Origin of the sequence: uncultured Oscillibacter sp. (genome assembly GCF_910579365.1) — a bacterium.
Lineage (GTDB): Bacteria > Bacillota > Clostridia > Oscillospirales > Oscillospiraceae > Oscillibacter.
Genome location: NZ_CAJTUX010000001.1, coordinates 1 through 21885, shown reverse-complemented (window position 1 = coordinate 21885; position 21885 = coordinate 1). Strand labels below are relative to the sequence as shown.

Sequence of the window (21885 nt, the reverse complement as noted above, 5' to 3'; positions counted from 1 at the left end):
CTCAAATATCCAGGGAGTTGTACTTCTCAATGTAGTTGAGAAGGCCGCCCTCGTTGATGATCTTGACTTCTTTTTCCGACAGGGTGAAGGGCATGGCAAAGGCGGGGTCGTTGACCTTCTTGATGACCCGGCCCTTCACGTCCACGAACAGCTCGTCCCCCTCTTCGATGCGGTCGGTGTCGCACTCGATGAGCAGCATGCCGTTGTTGATGGCGTTGCGGTAGAAGATGCGGCCAAAGGACTTGGAGAGCACCGCGCCCACGCCGGCCAGCTTGATGATGATGGGGGCGATCTCCCGGCTGGAGCCGCAGCCAAAGTTCCGGTCCGCGACGATGAAGTCGTCCGCCTTCACGCCCTTTACAAAGTCGGGCCGGGCGTCCTCCAGCACGTGCTTGGCGTATTCCTGGGGATTGGCCCGCAGGGAGATGAGACGGCCGGGGGCGATGGAGTCGGTGCTGACGTTGGAGCCGAATTTCCAGGCTCTGCCCTGGATGGAATCTCTAATCATATCAATTACTCCTTCCGAATCGTTCAACCCATGACTTCGCGGGGATCGGTGATATAGCCGGTCAGGGCGGTGGCGGCGGCGGTGGCGGGGCTGGAGAGATAGATGCTGGCGGTGGGGTTGCCCATGCGGCCCTTGAAGTTGCGGTTCTGGGTGGCGACCACCACCTCGTTGTCCGCGGGGATGCCCTGATGCACGCCCATGCAGGGGCCGCAGTTGGGGGCCTCGATCATGGCTCCGGCCTCCGCCAGGGTCAGCAGAGTGCCGTCCTTCAGGCACTCCTTGAAGACGTAGGTGGAGTTGGGAATGACCAGCAGGCGGGTGCCCTTGGCGACTTTTTTGCCCTTGAGAATCTCGGCGGCCACCCGCAGGTCCTCCACCCGGCCATTGGTGCAGCTGCCGATGTAGATCAAATCCACATGCTCGTGGCTGCAATTTTTGGCCAGGTCCACGTTCTCCACATAATGGGGCTTGGAGACCAGGGGCTCCAGGGCGGCGGCGTCAATGTCAATGACCCGCTCAAAATCGGCGTCGTCGTCGCCCCGGATTTCCACGTAGTCCGCCTCCCGGCCAAACTTCTTCAGGTATTCCCGGGTGTGCTCGTCCGTCTCCATGATGGCGTTCTTCGCGCCCACGTCCACGCCCATGCTGGTGATGGTCAGGCGGCCCTCCATGGAAAGGCTGGCGATGGTGTCCCCCCGGAATTCCAGGGACTTATAGATCGCCTGATCCGACTTGATGATGCTGGCCAGCTTCAGCATGATGTCCTTGGCGTACACGCCCTTGGGCAGCTTGCCGGTGACGTTGATCCGGAAGGTCTCCGGCACCTTGATCCAGGTCTGCCCGAAGCGGGTCACGGCCACCATGTCGGTGGAGCCGCAGCCTGTGGCGAAGCAGCCGTAAGCGCCGTGGACGGTGGTGTGGGAGTCGCCCACGATGCAGACGGAGCCGCATTTCAGAAAGTTCTCGTACACATGGGCGTGGACGTGGCCGGTGCCGCCCTCCTCCCAGTGGCAGCCGTGCTCCAGGGCGTACCGGCGGCAAAGGGCGTGCTCGTTGGCGACCTCTTTGGTGGACTCGGGGCCGAACTCGTTGGCGAAGAGCAGCCGTTCCGGGTCGAACACCGGGTCCTTGTCATATCCCCGCTCCTGCATCAGGCGGACCAGCAGGGGGCCGGAGCCGTCGTGCAGGGCGGCGAAGTCCACGTTGACCACCACCGTCTCCCCGGCCTTCACGGCGTGGCCCATATTTTTGCTGATGATCTTTTCTACGAGTGTCTGTCCCATCATTCATACTCCTATCTTAAAAATATTCGAAATTTTATAGATACTCAACGGCGCAGGGCGGCGATCAGCTCCCCGGCGCCGGGCAGCGCGTCAAAGCGGCGGAGGATGTCCGCGATCTGCTGAATCTGGGCGGAGGTGTAAAAGGGCTCCAGATTGTCCATGAATTTCTTCTGTACGGCGGCGGGGTCCAGGGGATTCTGGGCGGTGCCCATCTCATAGCGCTGGTCCCGGACAAAGCGCCGGCCGTCCTTCAGTGTCACGGTGAGGAAGCCGGGGAAGTAGCCCGGGTTGCGCTTGGAGTTGTCGTCCACGCACTGAATCCGGTCCATCAGGCCGCAGAGCTGGGGGTCCTGCGCGTACTTCAAATCAATCTCCCAGGGGCTGACCCGGCCCTTCGCCGCCGCCACGGCCACTACATATGGAAGACTGAACCGCATGATATAATCCGTGTTGGGCCGGGTTTTGCTCTCCCGGGGGGTGCAGACAATGGGATAGCAGCGGCTTTCAATGCGGCACTCGGCGGAGTCGATGTCCTCCGCAGTAAAGCCCTCCTCCCGCTGGAGGGCGAGCATGCAGTCGATGAAGGAGTGGGTCATGTGGCAGACGGGATACAGCTTGACGGTGATCTCCGTGGTGTGCCAGACCTCTCCCAGGTCGGAGAAGGCCTCCTCCAGACCGTCCGTTCCGCCGCAGTGGGTTTTCCACATTCCAAATTCGCCCTCGAACACCTCCCGGGGGCCGGTGAAGCCATTGCGGGCCAGGCTCAGAGCATAGATGGCGCTGTGGGCGGCCCAGCCGGGGTGCATCTTCTTCACCCAGCTGCCGTCCCGCAGGAACTCCTGCAAGGCCGCCGCCTGGCTGCCGCAGATGCCCAGGGCGTTGACCAGCGTCTCCCGGCTGTCGCCCAGAAGGCGGGCCGCCGTGCAGGCCGCCGCGAAGGGGGCCACAATGCCGGTACCGTGGAAGCCCACGTCGTGAAAACGGCCCTTTGCCGCCAGCGCCAGGCGGACAATGATCTCCCAGCCTGCGAGAATGGCCTCCATCATTTGCCGTCCGGTGGCCCCGCACTGCTCGCCCACGGTCAGGGCTGTGCTGACGACCGCCGCGCTGGGGTGGACGATGCCGCCCACGTGGGTGTCGTCATAATCCGCGCCGTGGATCAAAGCGGCGTTGTATAGAACCGCGTCCGCCAGGCGGGCCTTTTCCTCCGTGCCCCACAGCGTGCAGCAGGGCACGGAGCCCATCTCCTTCAGCGCGCCGCGGACCGCCTTGGCATGGTCCATATCCTGACAGGACATCGCCACGCCGAAAGTGTCCATCAAAAGCAGTTTTCCGTATTCCACCACAGCCTCCGGCGCCTTTGAGAGGCTGGGAGACAGAGCAAACTCTGCGATTCTCTGCGAAATGGCCGTCTGGTTCTGGGTCCCCATATACGCCCGCCTTTCCTGACACGATCAATTTATTTCCCCGAGGGGATTTTTTATAGATAGATGATATAATAAGGGTAATATAAGGAGAAATGAAAGTCCAATATTCTTTCTGCGTGCCCGCTATTGCTTTTTTGCACAGGCGCGAAAAAAGCGCCCCCGAAGGGACGCTCATGTCTTTGCCGGCGTTTCTTCCTGGACCGGCCGGTGGCCCAGGGCTTTCAGCATCAGCCGCTTCAGCTGCCCGGCGGCGTGGGACAGGTTCTTGCCATTCAGCGTGGCGATGCCGATGGTCCAGCTGGCCTCCAGCTCCGGGTCCATTTGATAGTGCTCAATAGGGCCTTGCTCCGTCCGGGTGCAGCTCTCCGGCACCAGCGCATAGGCAAGGCCGTTGTAAGCCAGCATGGCCGCGGTATAATTGTTGCGGGTCTGGAAAATCACCTGGGGCTCAAAGCCCACCCGGCGGAAGACCCGGTCGCAGACCACCCGGCTCTTCTGGCTGGGATAGCCCAGAATGAAGCGCCTGTCCCGGAATTTTTCCAGCTGGACATAGCGCGTCCCCTCCTTCTCATAGCCGTACAGGGGAGCGAAGGCGTCCTCCCGGGGGGCCACCAGGACCAGCCGCTCCGTCATCAGCGGCTCAAAGGCGATGCCCCGGCCCAGGGCCGGCTGGCTGACCACGGCGAAATCCAGCCGCTGGTTCAAAAGACCTATGGACAGGTCCGCCGTGCTCATCTCGTGGAGCTGGATGGAAATGTTGGGATAGCGGCGGTGAAACTCCGGCAGGACGGAGGGCAGCACCTGCTGGGAGCGGTTGGAGCCCATGCCGATGTCGATGGTGCCGCTGTATACCCCGTCTCCGGCGAAGTCAAACCGCAGGTTCTCCTCCTCCTTTAAAATTTCCCTGGCGCGGCGCAGGCAGATTTCCCCGAAGTTGGTGGGAACCGGCCCGTCTCCCGTGGTGATGAACAGCTGCGCGCCCAGCTCCTCCTCCAGCCGCTTGATGTTGCGGGTGACGGAGGAGCGGTTGACCCCCAGGCGTTCCGCCGTCTTCTGGGCGGAGCCGCAGGCGGCGTATTCCACAGCGTATCGAAGCAGAGTGGTGTTCATGAAAATACCTCCGGCGTAGACGCGATACATTCCTGCATGATTCTGGCCAGCTCCAGACAGGGCTGCGACAGGGGGAAATTGGGGGCGTAGGCCGCCACCAGCTCCCAGCTGGCGTTCCAGGCGGGGGGAAAGCGGAAGTAAGCCGTCCGGTACTGCTTGGAATAATGGCGGGCAAAGCTCTTGGGCGCGAAGGCGGCGCCGATTCCGTCCGCAGTCAGGGCCAGCGACGTGGCGAAGCTGGCGGTGGAGAAGAAAATCTTGGGAACGATGCCGGCCGCCGCGCAGATATTGTCCGCCACCTGGCGGCTGCGCTGGTTGGGAGTCAGCATGTTGAAGGATTTCCGGGACATGATTTCCGCAGTGACAAGGGGGAGGGAATCGCCCTTGGCGGAGGCGGACAGATAGTCCGGGTCATCCGGAGGGACGGCGAGATAGATTTCCTCCCGAAATAAGGAGACGTATTCCAGGTCGTAATCCCGAAAGGGACGGTGAAGCACGGCCAGGTCCAGCCGCCCCTCCCAGGTTAGCTGCTCCAGCTGGGCGGAGGAGTTCTCCAGCAGCCGCAGGTCCATCATGGGGAAACGCCGGTGATACAGCTTTAAAAGGCCCGGCAGAAGCAGCCTGCCCTGAAAGGGCGTGACGCCCAAAGTGACGCGGCCCCGCTGGGTGCCGGCGGCCTCGCCGATCTCGTATTCCATCCGCTGGTAGGCCTGCTTCATCCGCTCCGCAGCAGCCAGATAGGCCGCTCCGGCCTCCGTCAGCCGCAGTCCGCCCTGCCCCCGGTGGAAAAAGACGGTGTCATATTCCGCCTCAATTCGGTGCAGCGCCTGGGTGAGAGACGGCTGGGCAATAAAGAGCTGTTCCGCCGCCTTGGTAATGCTGCCGCACCGCGCGATGGTAGAGACATACAAAATTTCCCGGTCCGTCATCCCGATACCCCCGTTTTTGAAAACAGCGCCGGCTTTGACAAGCGCCCTCTGAATGTGTATTTTAAAAAGAGCGCCGCAGAGCCTCCGCCAGCCGTTTGATTCTAATACAAATCCGCCGGACATGCCACTGGTAAGCTTTGGATGGTCCCGCTTATTATAGCATCTGACCGCAATACTTGCAAGCCAGGCCGAATACTTTGTGCAAAAAAGCTATGCCCCCTGTGAAATATAAGTATTTGAGTCGAAAAAACAATCCATTTATAATGTGAGCATCAAGACGCGGCGCACCAGCGGGCGGCAGGGCTTTTGAGAGGACCTTCGGCCCCGTTTGTCAATCATGAACAGGATAAGGAGTAGAGGTATGAAGTACGATTTTGACGAGATCATCGACCGGCACAACACAGGCTCCTCCAAGTGGGACAATGTGGGCGTCCGGGTCGGAAACCCGGAGGCGCTGCCCATGTGGGTGGCGGATACCGACTTCCGCTGTCCGCAGCCGGTGGTGGATGCTGTGCTCCAGCGTGCGGCGCATCCCGTCTATGGCTATCCCTTTGTCACGCCGGATTTCAAGAAGGCCACTGTGGACTGGGTGGCAAAGCGCCACGGCTGGAAGATGGACCCGGACTGGCTGGTGTTCGCCACCGGCATCGTACCCGTGTTCAACACCATGATTCAGGCCCTGACCGAGGAGGGGGACCAGATCATCATCTCCCGCCCGGTCTATCATCCCTTCGGCTTCGCCATTGAGGACAACCACCGGGAGATCAGCGACAACAGCCTGCTCTACCAGGACGGCCGCTATACCATCGATTTTGACGACCTGCGCCGCCGGGCGGCGGACCCCAGGGCCAAGCTGATGATCATCTCCAATCCCCACAACCCGGTGGGCCGGGTCTGGACGCCGGAAGAGCTGGCGGAGATGTCCTCCATCTGCGCGGAGAACGGCGTGGTGGTCATCTGCGACGAGATTCACTCGGACCTGGTGCTCTACGGCCACAAGCATACGCCCATGGGCATGCTGGGCAGCGAGAAGGAGCGGAACAATGTCATCACCTGCTACGCGCCCTCCAAAACCTTCAACTGCGCCGGACTGCGGGGCTCCGCCGTGGTGGTTCCAAATCCCGAGCTGCGGAAGCTGCTGAACGACCGCTTCAAGATGAACCGCAGCATTCAGCAGAACATCTTCGCCGTTCCCGCCCTGGTGGCCGCCTATACCCAGTGCGAGGACTATCTGGAGCAGCTGCTGCCCTATCTGGAGAAGAACGTGGACTTCCTGCGGAGCTATCTCCAGGAGAAGATGCCCAAGATCAAGCTGGTGGAGCCGGAGTCCACCTATCTGATGTGGCTGGACTGCACGGAGCTGGGCATCAGCGGCGACGAGCTGGCCCATTTCATCATCCACGAGTGCAAGGTCGCGGTGAGCCGGGGCGACGGCTTCGGCCAGGAGGGCAAAAACTTCATCCGCCTGAACATCGGCTGCCCCACCTCTGTGCTGAAGCAGGGACTGGACCAGATTTACCAGCAGTACAAATTGAAATTTTAAGGAGGTTTCCATTATGCCCAGAGCCGCTGCGGGAGACCGCTTCCCGGACCTTGCCTTTGAGACCTATTCCGGCGAGCGCTGCACCGTTTACGAGGTGGTGCGCCGCAGGAAGCACACCGTCTTTTGGGTCATGCGGTTTATCGGCTGCCGCTTCTGCCAGTATGACATAGACATGCTTGCATGGCAGTATGCCCGCTTTACCGACAAGGACACCCAGGTGTTTGCCGTCCTGCAAAGCAGCCGGGAGTCCATCACCGGCCTGAAAGGGGACTTCCAGGTTCCCTTTGACGTGGTGTGCGACACCGACCACGCCTTCTATCAGGCTCTGGACATTCGTGCCGCCGCCACCAAGGAGGACCGGATGCCCACCAGCCCGGAGGGACTCGCCCAACTGAAAGCCAAGCAGGAGGCCGTGGCCGCCCGCGGCTACCAGCGCAAAACCGGCGAGGGGGAGGCCCAGCAGCTGCCCGCCCTGTTTATTGTGGACCAGGAGGGGAAGATTGAATACGCGCACTACGCCGTCAACAGCATTGATATTCCGGACTTTGACGAGATTCTGCGCCTGGTGGACGGGCAGGGGACTGCCTGAGCAGGCCCGTCCGCATATCCTTTTGTGAAGAGGAGAGGAAGCTCTCTTTTTTAAAACAAATACGATGGAGGAATTACAATGAAAAAGTTTCTTGCACTGGCCCTGAGCCTCGTTCTGGTCCTGGCCCTGGCGGCCTGCGGCAACTCCGGAACGGGCAGCAAAGAACCCGCTGGCGGGGACAACTCCAGCAGCTCCGATACCAGCTCCAGCGGCAGCTCCGAACCGCAGGGCAGCGAGCTGGCCTACCCGGAGAAGGACATCACCCTGATCGTTCCCTTTGACGCCGGCGGCGGCAACGATATCTATGGCCGCATCATCGCCAAGATCGCCATGGAGAACGGCTATTTCAACGGCCGGAACATCATCGTGGAGAACCAGCCCGGCGGCGGCGGAGCCATCGGTCAGGCCTATGTGGCCAACACCGCCGAGCCTGACGGCTACACCCTGCTGACCTTCACCGCCTCCGGCATCAGCAACCCCATCTTGAAGGACGTCCCCTTTACCGTGGACGACTTCAAGACCATCATCTGCGCCAACGCCGACCCCGCCGTTCTGGTGGCCCGGGCCGACGCCCCCTTTGACGATCTGGAGGGCCTTCTGGAGTACGCCAAGAGCAACACTCTGATCGCCAACGACTCCGGCTTTGGCACCTCCAGCCACGTCCGTACTCTGGACTGGACCTCCAAGCTGGAGGAGGCCACCGGCACCAAGATCAACTATGACTGCATCCATGTGGACTCCGGCAGCGTCCAGATTTCCGAGCTGATGGGCGGCCATGCCGACCTCACCTGCCTCACCGCCGGCGAGTGCGCCGACGCCATCCTGGAGGGCAACATCAAGGGCATCGCCATCATGGCCAACGAGCGTTTCGAGGGTCTGCCCGACGTTCCCACCTTCAAGGAGCTGGGCTATGAGGGCTTCATCGACGGCGCGGACCGCGCGATCTCCTGCTCTTCCAAGGTGCCCGACGACGTGTACAACTATCTGGTGGAGGAGTTCACCAAGCTCTGCAGCAGCGACGAGTTCATCAACGCCATGAAGGAAGCCAACCTGACGCCCGCCTGCCGTTCCGCCGCCGAGTATCAGGACTTCATCGACATGAAGACTGACCTCTTCATGAGTCTGAAGGATTATCTCCAGGCCGGCGAATAATACCCTACTCACACGGGTTCCTAATCAGATCAGAAGGACTGGGGCGGGCGGAACCGCCCGCCCTGGTCCTTCCCATTTACACAGAGGTACGCAAATGACGAAAAACAAACTGGTCTCCCTGCTGAGTCCTGTTGCCTTTCTCCTCTTCGGCATCTGGATCAAGGTCTCCACGCTGTCTATGAACAAGCGGGACGCCACCTTTCCCTCCCTGGTTTCCTATGTCATCATCGTGATCTCCGTCATCGACCTGATCTCTGAGCTGCGGAAGGCGGAGCACAAGGACTGTTTCAAGGACACCAACATCCTCCGGGTGCTGATGTGTTTGGCCGCCATGTTCCTGTATGTATTCCTGCTGAAGAAAATCGGGTTTTTCTTCGATACGGTTCTGCTGGGCGCCTTTATCATGTGGACGCTGGGTTATAAGCAGTACAAAATCCTGGCCGTCTGCGCCGTGGGAATCTCCGCGGTGGTGTTTGGCGTGTTTTACGGCTTGCTGCATGTCCCCCTGCCCACGCTGTTTCTGTAAGGAGGGTTTGTCAACATGGAAAATATCTTGCTTGGTTTTCAGCAGCTGGCGGACCCTGTTGTACTGCTGACGCTGTTTCTGGGCGTGCTTTTGGGACTGACGGTGGGCGCGCTGCCCGGCCTGAACGACAGCATCACCATCGCCGTGCTGATTCCCGTCACCTTCGGCATGCAGCCCACGCTGGCCTTTGCCCTGCTGGTGGGCATCTACTGTTCCTCCGCCTGCGGCGGCTCCATCCCGGCGGTGCTTCTGGAGATTCCCGGCACCGCCTCCGCCGTGGTGACGGCCTATGACGGCTATCCTTTGAAACAGAAAGGGCATGGTCTCCAGGCGCTGAGCGTGTGCATGACCAGTTCTGTTTTCGGCGGCATCTGCAGCGCCCTGGTTTTGATGTTCCTCTCGCCTGTGCTGGCCTCCGTGGCCCTGAAATTCGGCCCGCCGGAGTATTTCATGCTGGGCATGCTGGGCATCGCCACCGTCATCGGCATGGCGGGCAAGGACTGCTGGAAGCATTTTCTCTCCATGGGCTTCGGCCTGTGGCTCAGCTGCGTGGGCGTCAGCACTTCCACCGGCATGACCCGCTTCACCTTCGGCTCCATGAGCCTGATGGACGGCATTCCCCTGGTGCCCCGGATGATCGGCCTGTTCGGCATTCTCTCCGTGCTGAAGATCGCGGAGAAGGTGGGAAAGAAGTCCGGCGACTGGGACAGCGAGATGGTGGAGGAGGCGGAACACGAGGTCCACGCCAACACCGGCGACAAGGTGGCGTTTCCGGACCGGGCCATGTGCCGCCGTCTGCTGCCCACCTGGCTGCGGGCCTCGGCCATCGGCAACATTCTGGGCTGCCTCCCCGGCGCGGGTATGACCATGGCCATCTTTACCGCCTACGACGTGGAAAAACGGGTTCACCCGGAGAAGAAGTTCGGCACCGGCGAATGGGAGGGCATTGCCGCCCCCGAGGCCGCCAACAATGCCGTGGTGGCCAGCTCCATGGTGCCGCTGCTGTCCCTGGGCATCCCCGGCAACTCCACCGCCGCCCTGTTCATCGGCGCGCTGACCATTCACGGCATGGTGGCGGGCCCCACCCTGTTTACCAAGAACCCGGATATGGCCTACCTGATCATCGTGGCCTTCCTGGTGGGCAACATCATGATGCTTCCTCTGGCGCTGCTGTACTGCAAGTATCTGGCGGCGCAGGTTTTGAAGCTCAATCCCAACGTCCTCTCCGCCGGCATTCTGGCGTTGTGCATGGCCGGCGCCTATGCCTATAAAAACAATCCCTTCCATGTGGGCGTGGCCATTGCCTTCGGCATTGTGGGCTATGTGTTCTACAAGTTCAACATCCCCACCGCGCCCTTTATCCTGGCCAGCATTCTGGGCAGCATGATGGAGTCCAACTTCATCAACAGCCTGGTGTACACCGGCTCGGCCACCATCTTCCTCCAGCGCCCCATCAGCTGCGCGCTGGTGATCGTCTCCGCGGCCTTCATCCTCTGGCCCTGGGTCGGCCCCCTCGTCAAAAAGCTGCTGGGCCGGAACAAGTCCGCCGCCTGATTCCCAGCCGGCAATGCAGACGGCTTTCCCCTTCGCATTGGCGGGGGGAGAGCCGTTTCCATATTCCATGAAATGAAACCGGCGGCGCGACGCCGCCCTTGGAGGTAACGATTTATGGTTGAACTCATTCGTCAGCCGGTCCGCCTGGGACCCGGCGGTCCCCAGGTTTTGACCGGCCCCGCGGCCCTGGAGGCGGGGCGGCAGGAGACCATCGCCTACGGTATTTTGAACGCCCACAACCGCGCCGCCGGCGGCGGCATGAAGCTGAAATTCGACTCCCTCATCTCCCACGACATCACCTATGTGGGCGTGATCCAAACCGCCAGGGCCAGCGGGCTGAAGGAGTTTCCCCTGCCCTATGTGCTGACCAACTGCCACAACTCCCTCTGCGCCGTGGGAGGCACCATCAACCGGGACGACCACATGTTTGGCATGTCCGCCTGCGAGAAATACGGCGGGATCTTCGTCCCCGCCAATCAGAGCGTCATCCATTCCTACGCCCGGGAGACCCTCAGCGGCTGCGGGCGCATGGTGCTGGGGTCCGACTCCCACACCCGCTATGGGGCCCTGGGGACCCTGGGCGTGGGGGAGGGCGGCGGCGAGCTGGTCAAGCAGCTGCTGGGCCGCACCTATGACATCGCCCCGCCGGAGGTCATCGCCGTGTGGCTGAAGGGCCGCCCCCGCCATGGCGTGGGCCCCCAGGATGTGGCCCTGGCCCTGGTGGGCGCGGTGTTTGCCAACGGCTTTGTGAAGAACAAGGTTCTGGAATTCGTGGGTCCCGGAGTGGAAGCGCTCTCCATCGACTTCCGCAACGGCGTGGACGTCATGACCACGGAGACCACCTGTCTCACCTCCGTCTGGCGGACGGACGGCGAGGTGGAGAAATTTTTCCGCGTCCATGGCCGCCCGGAGGACTATCAGACTCTGGACCCCGGGGCCAATGCGTGCTATGATGGAGCTGTGGTTATAGACCTGGATGCGGTGGAGCCGATGATCGCCTTCCCCTTCCACCCCAGCAACGTCTATTCCATCCGCGCCTTCCTGGAGAATCCCGCGGACATCCTGGAGGAGGTGGAGCGGAAGGCGCAGACCCAGATTGCCAACCCCAATCTCCGGCTGGACCTGCGGAGCAAGCTGCGGGACGGCCGCTTCCGGGTGGATCAGGCGGACATCGCCGGCTGCTCCGGCGGCGGCTTCGAGAACCTGGTGCACGCCGCCCGCATTATGGACGGCAAGGCCATTCCCAACGAGTTTTTCACCATGAGCGTCTATCCCGCCAGCGGCCCGGTGCTGATGGAGCTGCTGCGGACCGGCGTGGCCGGGAAGCTGATCTCCGCCGGGGCGATTCTCAAGCCCTCCTTCTGCGGGCCCTGCTTCGGCGCGGGAGACGTGCCCTCCAACGGGTCCATCGCCATCCGGCACACCACCCGCAACTTCCCCAACCGGGAGGGGTCCAAGCCCAAGGAGAATCAGATGGCCTCCGTGGCCCTGATGGACGCCCGGTCCATCGCGGCCACCGCCGTCAACGGCGGCTGGCTCACCCCCGCCACCGAGGTGGACTACGACGACTCCACGCCGGAGTACCACTATGACAAGACCCTGTACGCCAAGACGGTCTACAACGGATTCGGACACCCCAAGCCGGAGACGGAGCTGCGCCTGGGTCCCAACATCACCGACTGGCCGGAGATGATCGCCCTCCAGAAAAACGCGCTGCTGGAAGTGGTCTCCGTGATTCCCGACAGTGTGACCACCACCGACGAGCTGATTCCCTCCGGGGACACCTCCTCCTACCGCTCCAACCCGATCCGCATGGCGGACTTCACCCTCTCCCGCCGGGACCCTGCCTATGTGGACCGGGCCAAGGCGGTGCGGGACCTGGAGCTCTCCCGCCAGAGCGGGAAGCCCTCGCCGGAGCTGGAGACCCTGGCCCGGCAGGTGCTGGACGCTGTGGGCCTGTCCGGGGACGCGGCCTCCTTCCTGGGGGAGACCTGCCTTGGCAGCGTGGTCTGCTCCAACCGGCCCGGCGACGGCTCCGCCAGAGAGCAGGCGGCCTCCTGCCAGCGGGTGCTGGGGGGACTGGCCAATATCTGCGTGGAGTACGCCACCAAGCGCTACCGTTCCAATCTGGTCAACTGGGGCATGATTCCCTTTACCTGGGACGGAGACCCGGCGGAGCGGTTCTCCCCCGGGGACCGTATCTTCATCCCCGGTGTTTACGAGGCGGTGCGGTCTCAGGCGGCGCGGGTGGAGGCCTGGCTCATTCCCGCCGGCGGTTCCGCCGAGAAGATCACCCTGGAGCTGAAGGCGCTTGCCCCGGAGGAGGCCGCCATCATTCTGGCGGGCTGCCTCATCAACTACTATGCCGGCGCGTCGGACTGAGGACGGCGCCGCAGAGGAAAGGAGAAGCTGGAAAACGATGATTGTGAAGAAAGCTGCCGTCTCCGGCACAATGGAATCCAGCGACATCATGGTGACGGTTGCCCCCAACGAGGGCGGCGGCATCGAGATCGACCTGAACAGCACGGTGGAAAAGCAGTTCGGCGCCGCCATCCGCGCCGCCATTACCGAGACCCTGGAGGCGCTGGGGATTCAGGATGCCCGGGTCGCCGCGGTGGATAAAGGCGCGCTGGACTGCGTCATCCGGGCCCGGGTGAAGGCCAGCGCCTTCCGGGCCTGCGAACGGGACGACTATGTGTGGGAGGTACGGAAATGAAACGGCTGAGACGTACCATGCTCTTTGTGCCGGGCAACAACCCCGGCATGATTAAGGACGCCGGAATCTACAGTCAGGACTCCATCATGTTTGATCTGGAGGACTCGGTGTCCCTGGCGGAGAAGGACGCCGCCCGCTTCCTGGTGTACCAGGCCCTGCTCAGCATGGACTATGGGGACAAGGAGCTGGTGGTTCGGATCAACGACCCCGCCACGAAGACCGGGCGGGACGACCTGGAGGCCATTGTCCGCACCCGGCGGGCCGTGATCCGCCTGCCCAAGACGGAGCGGGCCGAGGACGTGCTGGCCTGCGAGGCGGAGATCGCCCGCATTGAGCGGGAGAGCGGCATCGAGGAGGGGTCCACCCTCATGATGGCCGCCATTGAGAGCGCCGCCGGCGTGCTGAACGCGGAGAAGATCGCTTTCTCCAGCAAGCGCCTCACCGGCATCGCCCTGGGGGCGGAGGATTACGTCACCGACCTGAAGACCAGCCGTTCTCCCGGCGGCATCGAGCTGCTCTTTGGCCGCAGCATGATTCTCCTGGCCGCCAGGGCCGCCGGAATCGACGCCATTGACACCGTGTACAGCGACGTGAACAACGAGGAGGGCTTCCGGGCCGAGGTGGAGCTGATTCACCAGCTGGGCTTTGACGGAAAGTCCATCATCAATCCCAGACAGATCAAAACCGTCCACGAGGTCTATACCCCCACGGAGAAGGAGATTCAAAAGGCCCTGGCCGTGATGGAGGCCATCGAGGAGGCCAACCGGAAGGGCTCTGGCGTGATTTCCCTGAACGGGAAGATGGTGGACAGGCCCATTGTTCTGCGGGCCCAGCGGGTTCTGGCCCTGGCCAAGGCCGTGGGCGCGCTGCGAGAGGAGGCTGACATTCATGACTGAGCGGTATATTCCGCACCTGGAGGAGCTGGGCGCCCTGGGCGGACCCTTTTCCGATGAGAATCTGGGCAAGAGCTATTCCACCCTGGCGGAGCGCAAGGAGTCCTACAGCAAGATTGTCCCCTCGCTGGAGGAGGCGGTTCGTCTCTCCGGCCTGCGGGACGGCATGACGGTCTCCTTCCACCACCATTTCCGCAACGGTGACTACATCGTCAACCAGGTGATGGACAAGCTGGCGGAGATGGGCTTTCGGAACCTGACGCTGGCCGCCTCGTCCCTGACGGACTGCCACGCCCCGTTGATCCGCCACATCCAAAACGGCGTTATCCGCCGGATTGAGACCTCCGGCCTCCGGGGGGAGCTGGCGGACGCCATCTCCGGCGGGCTGATGGAGATTCCCGTGGTTTTCCGCAGCCACGGCGGCAGAGCCAAGGCCATTGAATGCGGAGAGCTGCCCATCGACGTGGCCTTTTTGGGCGCGCCCTCCTGCGACCCCTACGGCAACGCCAACGGCTACAGCCGGGACGTGGACGGCGGCGTCATGTGCGGCTCCATGGGCTACGCCAAGTGCGACGCCCAGCACGCGGCCAAGACGGTTATCCTGACCAACCATATCGTCCAGTACCCCAACGCCCCTTTCGGCATTCCCTCCACCGACGTGGACTACATTGTGGAGGTGCCCCAGATCGGCGATCCCGCCGGCATCATGTCCGGCGCCACCCGCTTTACCAAGAATCCCAAGGAGCTGACCATTGCCGAGTCCGCCGCCAACGTCATCGCTGCCAGCGGCGTGTTTGAGGACGGCTTCTCCATCCAGATGGGCTCCGGCGGCGCGTCTCTGGCAGTGGCCCGCTTCCTGCGGGAGAAGATGCTGGCCAAGGGCATCACCGCCAGCTTTGCCCTGGGCGGCATTACCGGCTCCATTGTGGACCTCCATGAAGAAGGGCTGGTGAAGAAGATTCTGGACGTCCAGTCCTTCGACCTGCGGGCGGCTGAGTCCCTGAAGAACAACCGCTTCCACCAGCAGATTTCCGCCTCCTACTACGCCAGTCCCGCCGACCCCGGCTGCGCCGTGAACCTGCTGGACGCGGTGGTGCTCTCCGCTCTGGAGGTGGACACGAATTTTGATGTGAACGTCCTCACCGGTTCGGACGGCGTGATTCGGGGGGCCATCGGCGGCCACCCGGACACGGCCTACGGCGCGGCGCTGGCTATTGTTGTCTGCCCCCTGGTCCGGGGCCGCATTCCCTGCGTGGTGAACAAGGTCAACACTGTCGTCACCCCCGGAAAGACCGTGGACGTGGTGGTTACGGACTATGGCATCGCCGTCAATCCCCGGCGCTACAAGCTGCGCCAGCGTTTGGTGGACGCCGGCATCCCCGTGTGCGGCATCGAAGAGCTCCAGAAGCGGGCGGAACAGATTGTGGGTGTGCCCGCGCCCATCGCCTATACGGACAAGGTCGTGGGCGTCGTCACTTACCGGGACGGCTCCGTCATGGACCTTATTTACCAGGTGGAGGACTGAGCGAACGGACACGGCGGCTCCGTATGGGGCCGCCGCGCCTGTCTTTGAAAGGGGGACGAGACGATGGAAGTGGAATTTGGAACGCTTCGGGGCCGCCGGTTTCAAGCGGTCCGGCAGTTCCTGACGGAGGGCGGACTGACGCCGCCGGAGACGCCGCCGCCCTTTACCGTGACGCTGCTGGAAGAGGGAGAACCGCAGGCCACCGGCTCCCTGGACGGCGGACTGCTGGAATACGTCGCCGTCCGGCCGGGGCGGCAGGGTGACGGTCTTTGCGCCGCCGTGGTCAGCCACTTGACCCGGCAGGCCCTCCAGCAGGGGAGGGAGCACCTGATGCTGTGCACGAAGCCGGAGAACCGGGGCCTCTTCGGCGGACTGGGCTTCTATCCGGTGACGGAGACGGCCGGCATGCTGCTGATGGAGAACCGGCGGCGGGGGGTGGAGGACTTTGTCTCCGCGCTGCCCCGGCCCTCCGTGCCGGGGGGACGTGTCGCCGCCATAGTGGCCAACTGCAATCCCTTCACCAGGGGGCACCGCCATCTGGCGGAGCGGGCGGCGGAGCGCTGTGACTTCCTGTATGTGTTTCTCCTGTCCGAGGACCGGAGCTTTTTCTCCGCCGGGGCCCGGCTGGAGCTGGCCCGGCGGAATCTGGCGGACCTGCCCCATACGGCGGTCTGCCCCACGGGGGACTACCTGATTTCCAACGCCACCTTCCCCACCTACTTCCTGAAAGATCAGGCCGGCGCCGCCTTTCACAGCGCGGAGCTGGACCTGAAGATCTTTGCGGAGCGGTTCGCCGCCCCCCTGGGCATCACGATGCGCTTCATGGGGGAGGAGCCCTTCTGCCCGGTTACCCGGGGGTATAACGAACAGATGCTGGCGCTGCTTCCCCAATGGGGGATTCAGCCGGTGGTGCTTCCCCGGCTGGAGGAGGGGGGCGCGCCCATCAGCGCCAGCCGGGTGCGGGAGCTTTTCCAAAGGGGGGAGCTGGAAGAACTGCGGCCGCTGGTTACGGAGACGACCTATCAATATTTGCTTGAGGAGTACCGTCATGGAGCTTCGGGACATTCTGGGAACTGATTTTGTGGAGCTGGAGGAGATGCTGGCCGAGCGGGAACGGCGGGCGGAGGTCCAGAGCCGCCTTCTGGCCGCGCAGGACGGCGGCCTGCTGTGTCTGAGCCTGAATATGGCGGGGCCGGTGAAGCGCTTTCCTCTGCTGCTCCGGGGCTATCGGGAGGGCCGCCGCCGGACGGAGGCGGCCCTGGACCGTGCCGGAGTCTCTTGGAGGTTCCTGGAGGAGCGGCTGGAAAGGGCGGGGCCCTGCGCCTTTTATCAGGTGAGAGAGAGCGTCCCGCTTCCGGAGGTGAAGGAAATTCTCTGCGGAGTGGAGGACGTCGGCCCCCTGGGCAGACTGCTGGACCTGGATTTGCTGCGGCCCGATGGGGAAAAAATCTCCCGCCGGGAGGCGGGCCGCCCGCCCCGGCGGTGTCTTCTCTGCGGGGAGGAGGCGGCGGTCTGCGGACGGAGCCGCCGCCACTCCGTGGAGGAGCTCCAGAGAGAAACTGTCCGGCTGCTGGAGTCCGGTTTTTCCGCCCAATGGGCGGACCGGGTTGCCGCCCGGGCCGTCCGGGCCATGCTCTATGAGGTGTCCGTCACCCCAAAGCCGGGCCTGGTGGACCGCCGGAACAGCGGCGCTCACCGGGACATGGATTTTTTCACCTTCCTGGACAGCATCGCCGTCCTGGGGCCCTGGTTCCGGCGGTTTTGCCTGCTGGGCTTTTCGTCGGCGGAGCGGGAGGACGCGGTCCTGTTTTCCTCCGCCCGGAGCCTGGGACAGGAGGCGGAGGAGGCCATGCGATCCGCCACCGGAGGGGTGAACACCCATCAGGGGCTGATTTTCTCCCTGGGCCTTCTCTGCGTGGCGGCCGGACAGCTGTATGCCCTCCGGCTGCCGGGAGGCGGCGAGGCGTCTCCGGGGGTGGAGGACCTCTGCCGCCGGGCGGCGGCCCTGGGGGTTCACGCGCCGCTTCCCGCCGGGTGGGAAAAGGACCGTTCCCCAGGCGGAGCCCGGGGGGAGGCCGCAGGAGGCTTTTCCTCGGTTCGCCGGTGGGTCCTGCCCGCCTTGCGGCAGGCGGAGTCCCTGGAAGAGGGGGGACGGAGGGCCCTGCTGGCCCTGCTCTCCCAGGTGGAGGATGCGAATCTTCTCCGCCGCGGGGGCCGGACGGCGCTGGAGGAGACCGCCCGGCGGGCCCGGCGGGTTCTGGCCGCCCCGGAGGGGGACTTTCCAAAGGAGCTCCAGGACTTCGATCAGGCGATGATTCAGGCGAATCTGAGCCCCGGCGGCTGTGCCGACCTCCTGGCGGTGGGGTACTTCCTGCTGTTCATGGAGTCCTGATAAAAAGACCCCGCCCGAAGGGATACTCTTTCCGGAAGAGCCCTTCGGGCGGGATTTTGCGCGATTATGGCTGCGGCGCGGCCATGCAGCTGCAGTGCCGCTGCGGATGGAACGTCTTTTCAGTCCCCAAGGCTGTGGACCGCTTCCGCGCAGGCCCGGAATTCCGCTTCGTCGGTTTGCCAGAGCTCATACTCCGACAGGGAGGGCAGCCCCATGGAGACCGTGCTTTTCCGGTAGAGCATACCGCTGTCCACGGGGCCGCTCCGTCCGGTGGTGTGGAAGGTGCGGATGCCGGCGCGGCGGTGGATGTCCCGAATGGTTTCCTTCCGCACGCCTCCGCCGGCCATGATGTGGATTCTGCCTGCCGCCTGCGCATGGAGCGCCTTCAGAACCTCCGTTCCCGACGGCGCGTCCTTGGCCTGTCCGGAGGTGAGAATGGTCCGGCAGCCGAGGCGGACGGCGGACTCCAGAGCGGCGAGGGGGTCCCGGGTCATGTCAAAAGCCCGGTGAAGCGTGACATCCATCTCTCCGGCGCAGTCCATCAGGCGGGTCATCGCCCCGGCGTCCAGATCGCCCTCCGGCGTCAGCACGCCGATGACGACGCCGTTGGCCCCCAGGTCCCGGAAGCGCCGGATTTCCTCCCGCATTTCCTCAAGCTCCATTTCCGAGTAAAGAAAGTCCCCGAAGCGGGGACGGATCAGGACGTTGACCTTCACGGGGCAGTCCCGCCGGACCTGTTGGAAGAGGGAGGGGGAGGGGGTGGTGCCTCCGATGGACAAATTGGCGCAGAGCTCCAGCCGGTCCGCTCCGCCCCGGCAGGCCGCCAGGGCGGAGACATGGGAATCCACACAGCCTTCAATCAAACCGCACATGACAAAGCTCCTTTCAAGAGGGGGCCAGGACGGCCAATAGGCCCTGGCAGCCTTCCAGTACGTCCTGATAGGTGGTCTCAAAGTCTCCGGTGTACCAGGGGTCCGCGACCTCGCCGGGGCGGTCCGTGTAGTCCATGAGGGCGTGAATTTTTCCCTCCTGGTCGCCGCCGCAGATGCGGCTCATGTTGCGCAGATTGGCCCGGTCCATGCCGATCAGGAGGTGGTACTGGGCGTAATCGGCTTTTGTGAGCTGGCGGGAGGTTTTCCCCGCGCAGCCGATGCCGTGCTCCGCCAGCTTCCGGCGGGCGGGAGGGTAGACCGGATTGCCGATCTCCTCGGTGCTGGTGGCGGCGGACTTGATGCAAAATTCGCTCTCCAGTCCCACTTTTTTCACCAGGTCTTTCATTACAAACTCAGCCATCGGGCTGCGGCATATGTTGCCGTGGCAGACGAATAAAATTTTTGTCATATCCTCAAACCTCTTGAACGTATTGATATTCCGGGCCTTGCGGGCGTCTTGCGGTATGTTCTTCTATTCATTCTCCTGGCATATCCCGGCATAAAATAGCACAGCTTTGACCCCAAAAGCAGTACAAGAAGTAGTAAATCAGGGGTGTTCGTTTCATTTTACTACTCGCTGTCTGCGACCCTTTTTCACTCCTCCCGCGCGTCCTCAAAGCCCAAATGGGTGTAGGTGTTCAGCGTGACGCCAATATCCGAGTGCCCCATGAGATACTGCGGCGTCTTGGGGTTCATGCCGCTCTTTGCCATGTTGGAACAGAATGTGTGCCCGCAAACGTGCGGGGTGACTTTGGGCATCTGCACCTTGTAGATGCTGTTGTATTTCTGGCAGATGTGTTTGAAGTAATGTTCCCGGTGAAGCGCCACCATCGGCTTGCCGGCACAGTACCGGGAGAAATGCTTGTCACCCTTTACAAATTCCAGAAATGCCCGCTCCTGCTTCCTTGTGATTGCTTCCTTTGTCACGCTGTTGTTGACAACAACGGTGGCAAGCTGAAACTCAAACGGATTTTTGCGTATCAAATCATCATCAGCCGCCATCTGAAAGGCAGGCCGGACAACGCCTCGAATGGAGTGAATAGAACGGTACCTTCTGCTGTCCTGCTGCAATTTGATAAGCCAGCACCTGGCGTTGGACAGCTTTATCCGGTCAATACGCTGCCGGTCAAAGCCCTCTTTTTTGATGATGTTGAGGACAAAATTATAGTTGGCCTCGGTATTGTGCCGGACGCCGGTTTTCTGCGAAAGATACTGTTCCACCAAATCCAGAACGGTTATTTCTCTACTACGGGGGATAATGGCGTCCTCAATGTCCCGCCGAATTTGCTTTTCCTTTTCCTGCAGGGCAAGCCCATCACGTTTCTCTTGGGGCGTGCTGTCTGCGGCTTCCGGCTTCCAACTGAAAACAAACTGGGGTTTGCCGGTGGTGTCAACGTATTTGTACGCATATTGTCCGCCTTTGCGTTGGCTCTCTTTGTTGCAAAGCATACGGTTTTTGCTGTCACGTCGTTTTCCGCTCACATTGCGTGCCTTTCTGTGAAAAGAGCCTCGGCAGGATATAAAAATATTATATCATAGCCAAGGCTCCATTTCCATATTTATTTGAACCGGCTGTTCAAGACTTTTGCAGAATAGGGCGGTTAAAGCGACGACAATGCGTCCAGAAATTGCTCAAAACGCTGACGCTTGATGAGGATTTTTACGCCATTTTGTAATGACAAATCCAGCGTCCAAATTATCGTGTACCAGCTTTCGCAGTTTCTTTTCTCCTATCCCGAAATAGCGGAAGGCCTCCTCAATGGTGAGGCAGAAATGGTGAGGCTGAATTTGTCCTTTACCTGAATGCCGATTTTCTCGGCCATAGTTCACCAGCCTTTCTTTGAAATATCCAGACCCGCAGGCGGGAGACGGGCTTTTTTGAAAATGGCAATCTTAACTTCTCACAATGAAATATCCACACAGCGGCTGCCTCCTAAAGCCGCCAAATTCAAAGCGGCGGCCAAAGTACCGCCGCTATGTGGAACGTGTATAAAGCCAATATGGAGCCTGTGTGAAACGGAAATTTTGTTATTCCCTCGGTGTGACTACAATACCGTCTGCATTATCCGTGTCACGGAAGCTGTAGGTAAAGCCGTCAGGTAAGGTCACATCGCCGGAATTGCCCTCGGTGTCCAGGCCCGGTTCGGTGTCGATTGCAATGTCTGCATCATCAATTTCCACTGAGTTCCCCAAATTTGTGTCCTGATCGTCGTTGCCCTTCTGATCGGTACAGCCAGTAAACAACGAGAAGCAGACCAGAACACAGGCCAAAATCATCATAAATTTTTTCATCCCATTTCCCTCTCTTTCAAATGTCCTCGTTTGATTTCCAGAACCACATCCGCCTGCTTTGCCACCTCGCCAGAGTGCGTCACGACCACCACGCACTTCCCGAACGCATGGGCGCTTTCTTTCAGAATTGCCGTGATTTCCCTGGCGGTGTCGGCGTCCAGGTTCCCCGTCGGCTCGTCCGCCAGAATAACCGGGGCATCGGAGGCCAGCGCCCGCGCAATCGCTACCCGCTGCTGCTGTCCGCCGGACAGTTTCAGCACATTCCGCCGGGTTTCATCCTTTGTAAGCCCCAGCCGTTTCAGAATAGGAACGGCCTCCAGCTTGGCGGTGAGCCGCACATTTTCAACGGGCGTCATGTAGTCGATCAGATTGTAACTCTGGAAAATCAGCGAGATATGATTTCTGCGGTGGTACTCCAGCCCCTTTGCCGTAATATCCTCGCCGTCAAACAGGACGCTGCCCTGTGTCGGCACATCCAGCCCGCCCAGCAGGGACAGCAGCGTGGTCTTGCCCG

Annotated in this window: 21 protein-coding genes and 1 pseudogene; 11 read left to right on the top strand and 11 right to left on the bottom strand. The window is 61.9% G+C overall.

Annotated features, from left to right (window positions below):
* Window position 1 precedes the first annotated feature (1 nt).
* The 5 genes from QZ329_RS00110 to QZ329_RS00090 all read right to left on the bottom strand — a co-directional run bounded on the left by QZ329_RS00110 (window position 2) and on the right by QZ329_RS00090 (window position 5257).
* Complete coding sequence (locus QZ329_RS00110; RefSeq protein ID WP_295747044.1) at window positions 2-508, bottom strand: 3-isopropylmalate dehydratase; 507 nt, start codon at window positions 506-508, stop codon at window positions 2-4.
* A gap of 23 nt (window positions 509-531) precedes the next feature.
* Entirely contained in the window at window positions 532-1791 is a 1260-nt protein-coding gene (locus QZ329_RS00105; RefSeq protein ID WP_295747042.1) for an aconitase/3-isopropylmalate dehydratase large subunit family protein, read from the bottom strand.
* Between the two features lie 44 nt (window positions 1792-1835).
* Window positions 1836-3221: an MmgE/PrpD family protein gene (locus QZ329_RS00100; protein ID WP_295747040.1), complete on the bottom strand. Its 1386-nt coding sequence runs from the start codon at window positions 3219-3221 to the stop codon at window positions 1836-1838.
* 168 nt (window positions 3222-3389) lie between these two features.
* Window positions 3390-4328 (bottom strand): LysR family transcriptional regulator, encoded by a 939-nt coding sequence (locus QZ329_RS00095; RefSeq protein ID WP_295747038.1) that lies wholly within the window; start codon window positions 4326-4328, stop codon window positions 3390-3392.
* Entirely contained in the window at window positions 4325-5257 is a 933-nt protein-coding gene (locus QZ329_RS00090) for a LysR family transcriptional regulator (RefSeq protein WP_295747036.1), read from the bottom strand. Before QZ329_RS00090 ends, QZ329_RS00095 begins: the two co-directional genes overlap by 4 nt.
* Window positions 5258-5618: 361 nt before the next feature.
* Here QZ329_RS00090 and QZ329_RS00085 point away from each other — a divergent pair, with 361 nt between their 5' ends.
* From QZ329_RS00085 to citX, 11 genes are all read left to right on the top strand, one after another.
* On the top strand, window positions 5619-6800 hold the full coding sequence (locus QZ329_RS00085) for a MalY/PatB family protein (protein ID WP_295747034.1): 1182 nt from the start codon (window positions 5619-5621) through the stop codon (window positions 6798-6800).
* 13 nt (window positions 6801-6813) lie between these two features.
* Window positions 6814-7389, top strand: coding sequence for a redoxin domain-containing protein (locus QZ329_RS00080; protein ID WP_295747032.1), 576 nt, complete (start codon window positions 6814-6816; stop codon window positions 7387-7389).
* 78 nt (window positions 7390-7467) lie between these two features.
* Window positions 7468-8541 carry a tripartite tricarboxylate transporter substrate binding protein gene (locus QZ329_RS00075; protein ID WP_295747030.1) on the top strand — a complete coding sequence of 358 codons (1074 nt, stop codon included), beginning with the start codon at window positions 7468-7470 and terminating at the stop codon, window positions 8539-8541.
* A gap of 94 nt (window positions 8542-8635) precedes the next feature.
* Complete coding sequence (locus QZ329_RS00070) at window positions 8636-9067, top strand: tripartite tricarboxylate transporter TctB family protein (RefSeq protein ID WP_295747027.1); 432 nt, start codon at window positions 8636-8638, stop codon at window positions 9065-9067.
* A gap of 15 nt (window positions 9068-9082) precedes the next feature.
* A complete protein-coding gene (locus tag QZ329_RS00065) occupies window positions 9083-10621 on the top strand; it encodes a tripartite tricarboxylate transporter permease (protein WP_295747025.1) in 1539 nt (512 codons plus the stop codon).
* Window positions 10622-10735: 114 nt separating this feature from the next.
* Window positions 10736-13003, top strand: a complete 2268-nt coding sequence (locus tag QZ329_RS00060; protein ID WP_295747023.1) for a hydratase — start codon at window positions 10736-10738, stop codon at window positions 13001-13003.
* A 37-nt stretch (window positions 13004-13040) separates the two neighbouring features.
* Complete coding sequence (gene citD / locus QZ329_RS00055) at window positions 13041-13337, top strand: citrate lyase acyl carrier protein (RefSeq protein ID WP_295747021.1); 297 nt, start codon at window positions 13041-13043, stop codon at window positions 13335-13337.
* Complete coding sequence (gene citE / locus QZ329_RS00050; RefSeq protein WP_295747019.1) at window positions 13334-14233, top strand: citrate (pro-3S)-lyase subunit beta; 900 nt, start codon at window positions 13334-13336, stop codon at window positions 14231-14233. The genes citD and citE overlap by 4 nt, the downstream gene beginning before the upstream one ends.
* Window positions 14226-15755, top strand: a complete 1530-nt coding sequence (gene citF / locus QZ329_RS00045; RefSeq protein WP_295747017.1) for a citrate lyase subunit alpha — start codon at window positions 14226-14228, stop codon at window positions 15753-15755. The genes citE and citF overlap by 8 nt, the downstream gene beginning before the upstream one ends.
* 63 nt (window positions 15756-15818) lie before the next feature.
* The gene (gene citC, locus QZ329_RS00040; protein ID WP_295747015.1) at window positions 15819-16832 is read left to right on the top strand and encodes a [citrate (pro-3S)-lyase] ligase; all 1014 of its coding nucleotides are present in this window, start codon (window positions 15819-15821) and stop codon (window positions 16830-16832) included.
* Complete coding sequence (gene citX, locus QZ329_RS00035) at window positions 16804-18147, top strand: citrate lyase holo-[acyl-carrier protein] synthase (RefSeq protein ID WP_295747013.1); 1344 nt, start codon at window positions 16804-16806, stop codon at window positions 18145-18147. Before citC ends, citX begins: the two co-directional genes overlap by 29 nt.
* A 119-nt stretch (window positions 18148-18266) precedes the next feature.
* On the opposite strand, the gene QZ329_RS00030 is transcribed toward citX, so the two are convergent.
* From QZ329_RS00030 to QZ329_RS00005, 6 genes and pseudogenes are all read right to left on the bottom strand, one after another.
* Window positions 18267-19019, bottom strand: a complete 753-nt coding sequence (locus QZ329_RS00030; protein WP_295747011.1) for a copper homeostasis protein CutC — start codon at window positions 19017-19019, stop codon at window positions 18267-18269.
* 13 nt (window positions 19020-19032) lie between these two features.
* Window positions 19033-19488 carry a low molecular weight protein-tyrosine-phosphatase gene (locus QZ329_RS00025; protein ID WP_295747009.1) on the bottom strand — a complete coding sequence of 152 codons (456 nt, stop codon included), beginning with the start codon at window positions 19486-19488 and terminating at the stop codon, window positions 19033-19035.
* 185 nt (window positions 19489-19673) lie between these two features.
* On the bottom strand, window positions 19674-20561 hold the full coding sequence (locus QZ329_RS00020; RefSeq protein ID WP_295747007.1) for a site-specific integrase: 888 nt from the start codon (window positions 20559-20561) through the stop codon (window positions 19674-19676).
* Window positions 20562-20680: 119 nt separating this feature from the next.
* Window positions 20681-20867: pseudogene (locus QZ329_RS00015) on the bottom strand (excisionase).
* Window positions 20868-21107: 240 nt separating this feature from the next.
* On the bottom strand, window positions 21108-21371 hold the full coding sequence (locus QZ329_RS00010; protein WP_295747005.1) for a hypothetical protein: 264 nt from the start codon (window positions 21369-21371) through the stop codon (window positions 21108-21110).
* A partial coding sequence (locus QZ329_RS00005) for an ATP-binding cassette domain-containing protein (RefSeq protein WP_295747003.1) occupies window positions 21368-21885 on the bottom strand: 518 nt, incomplete at its 5' end. The genes QZ329_RS00005 and QZ329_RS00010, both read right to left, overlap by 4 nt.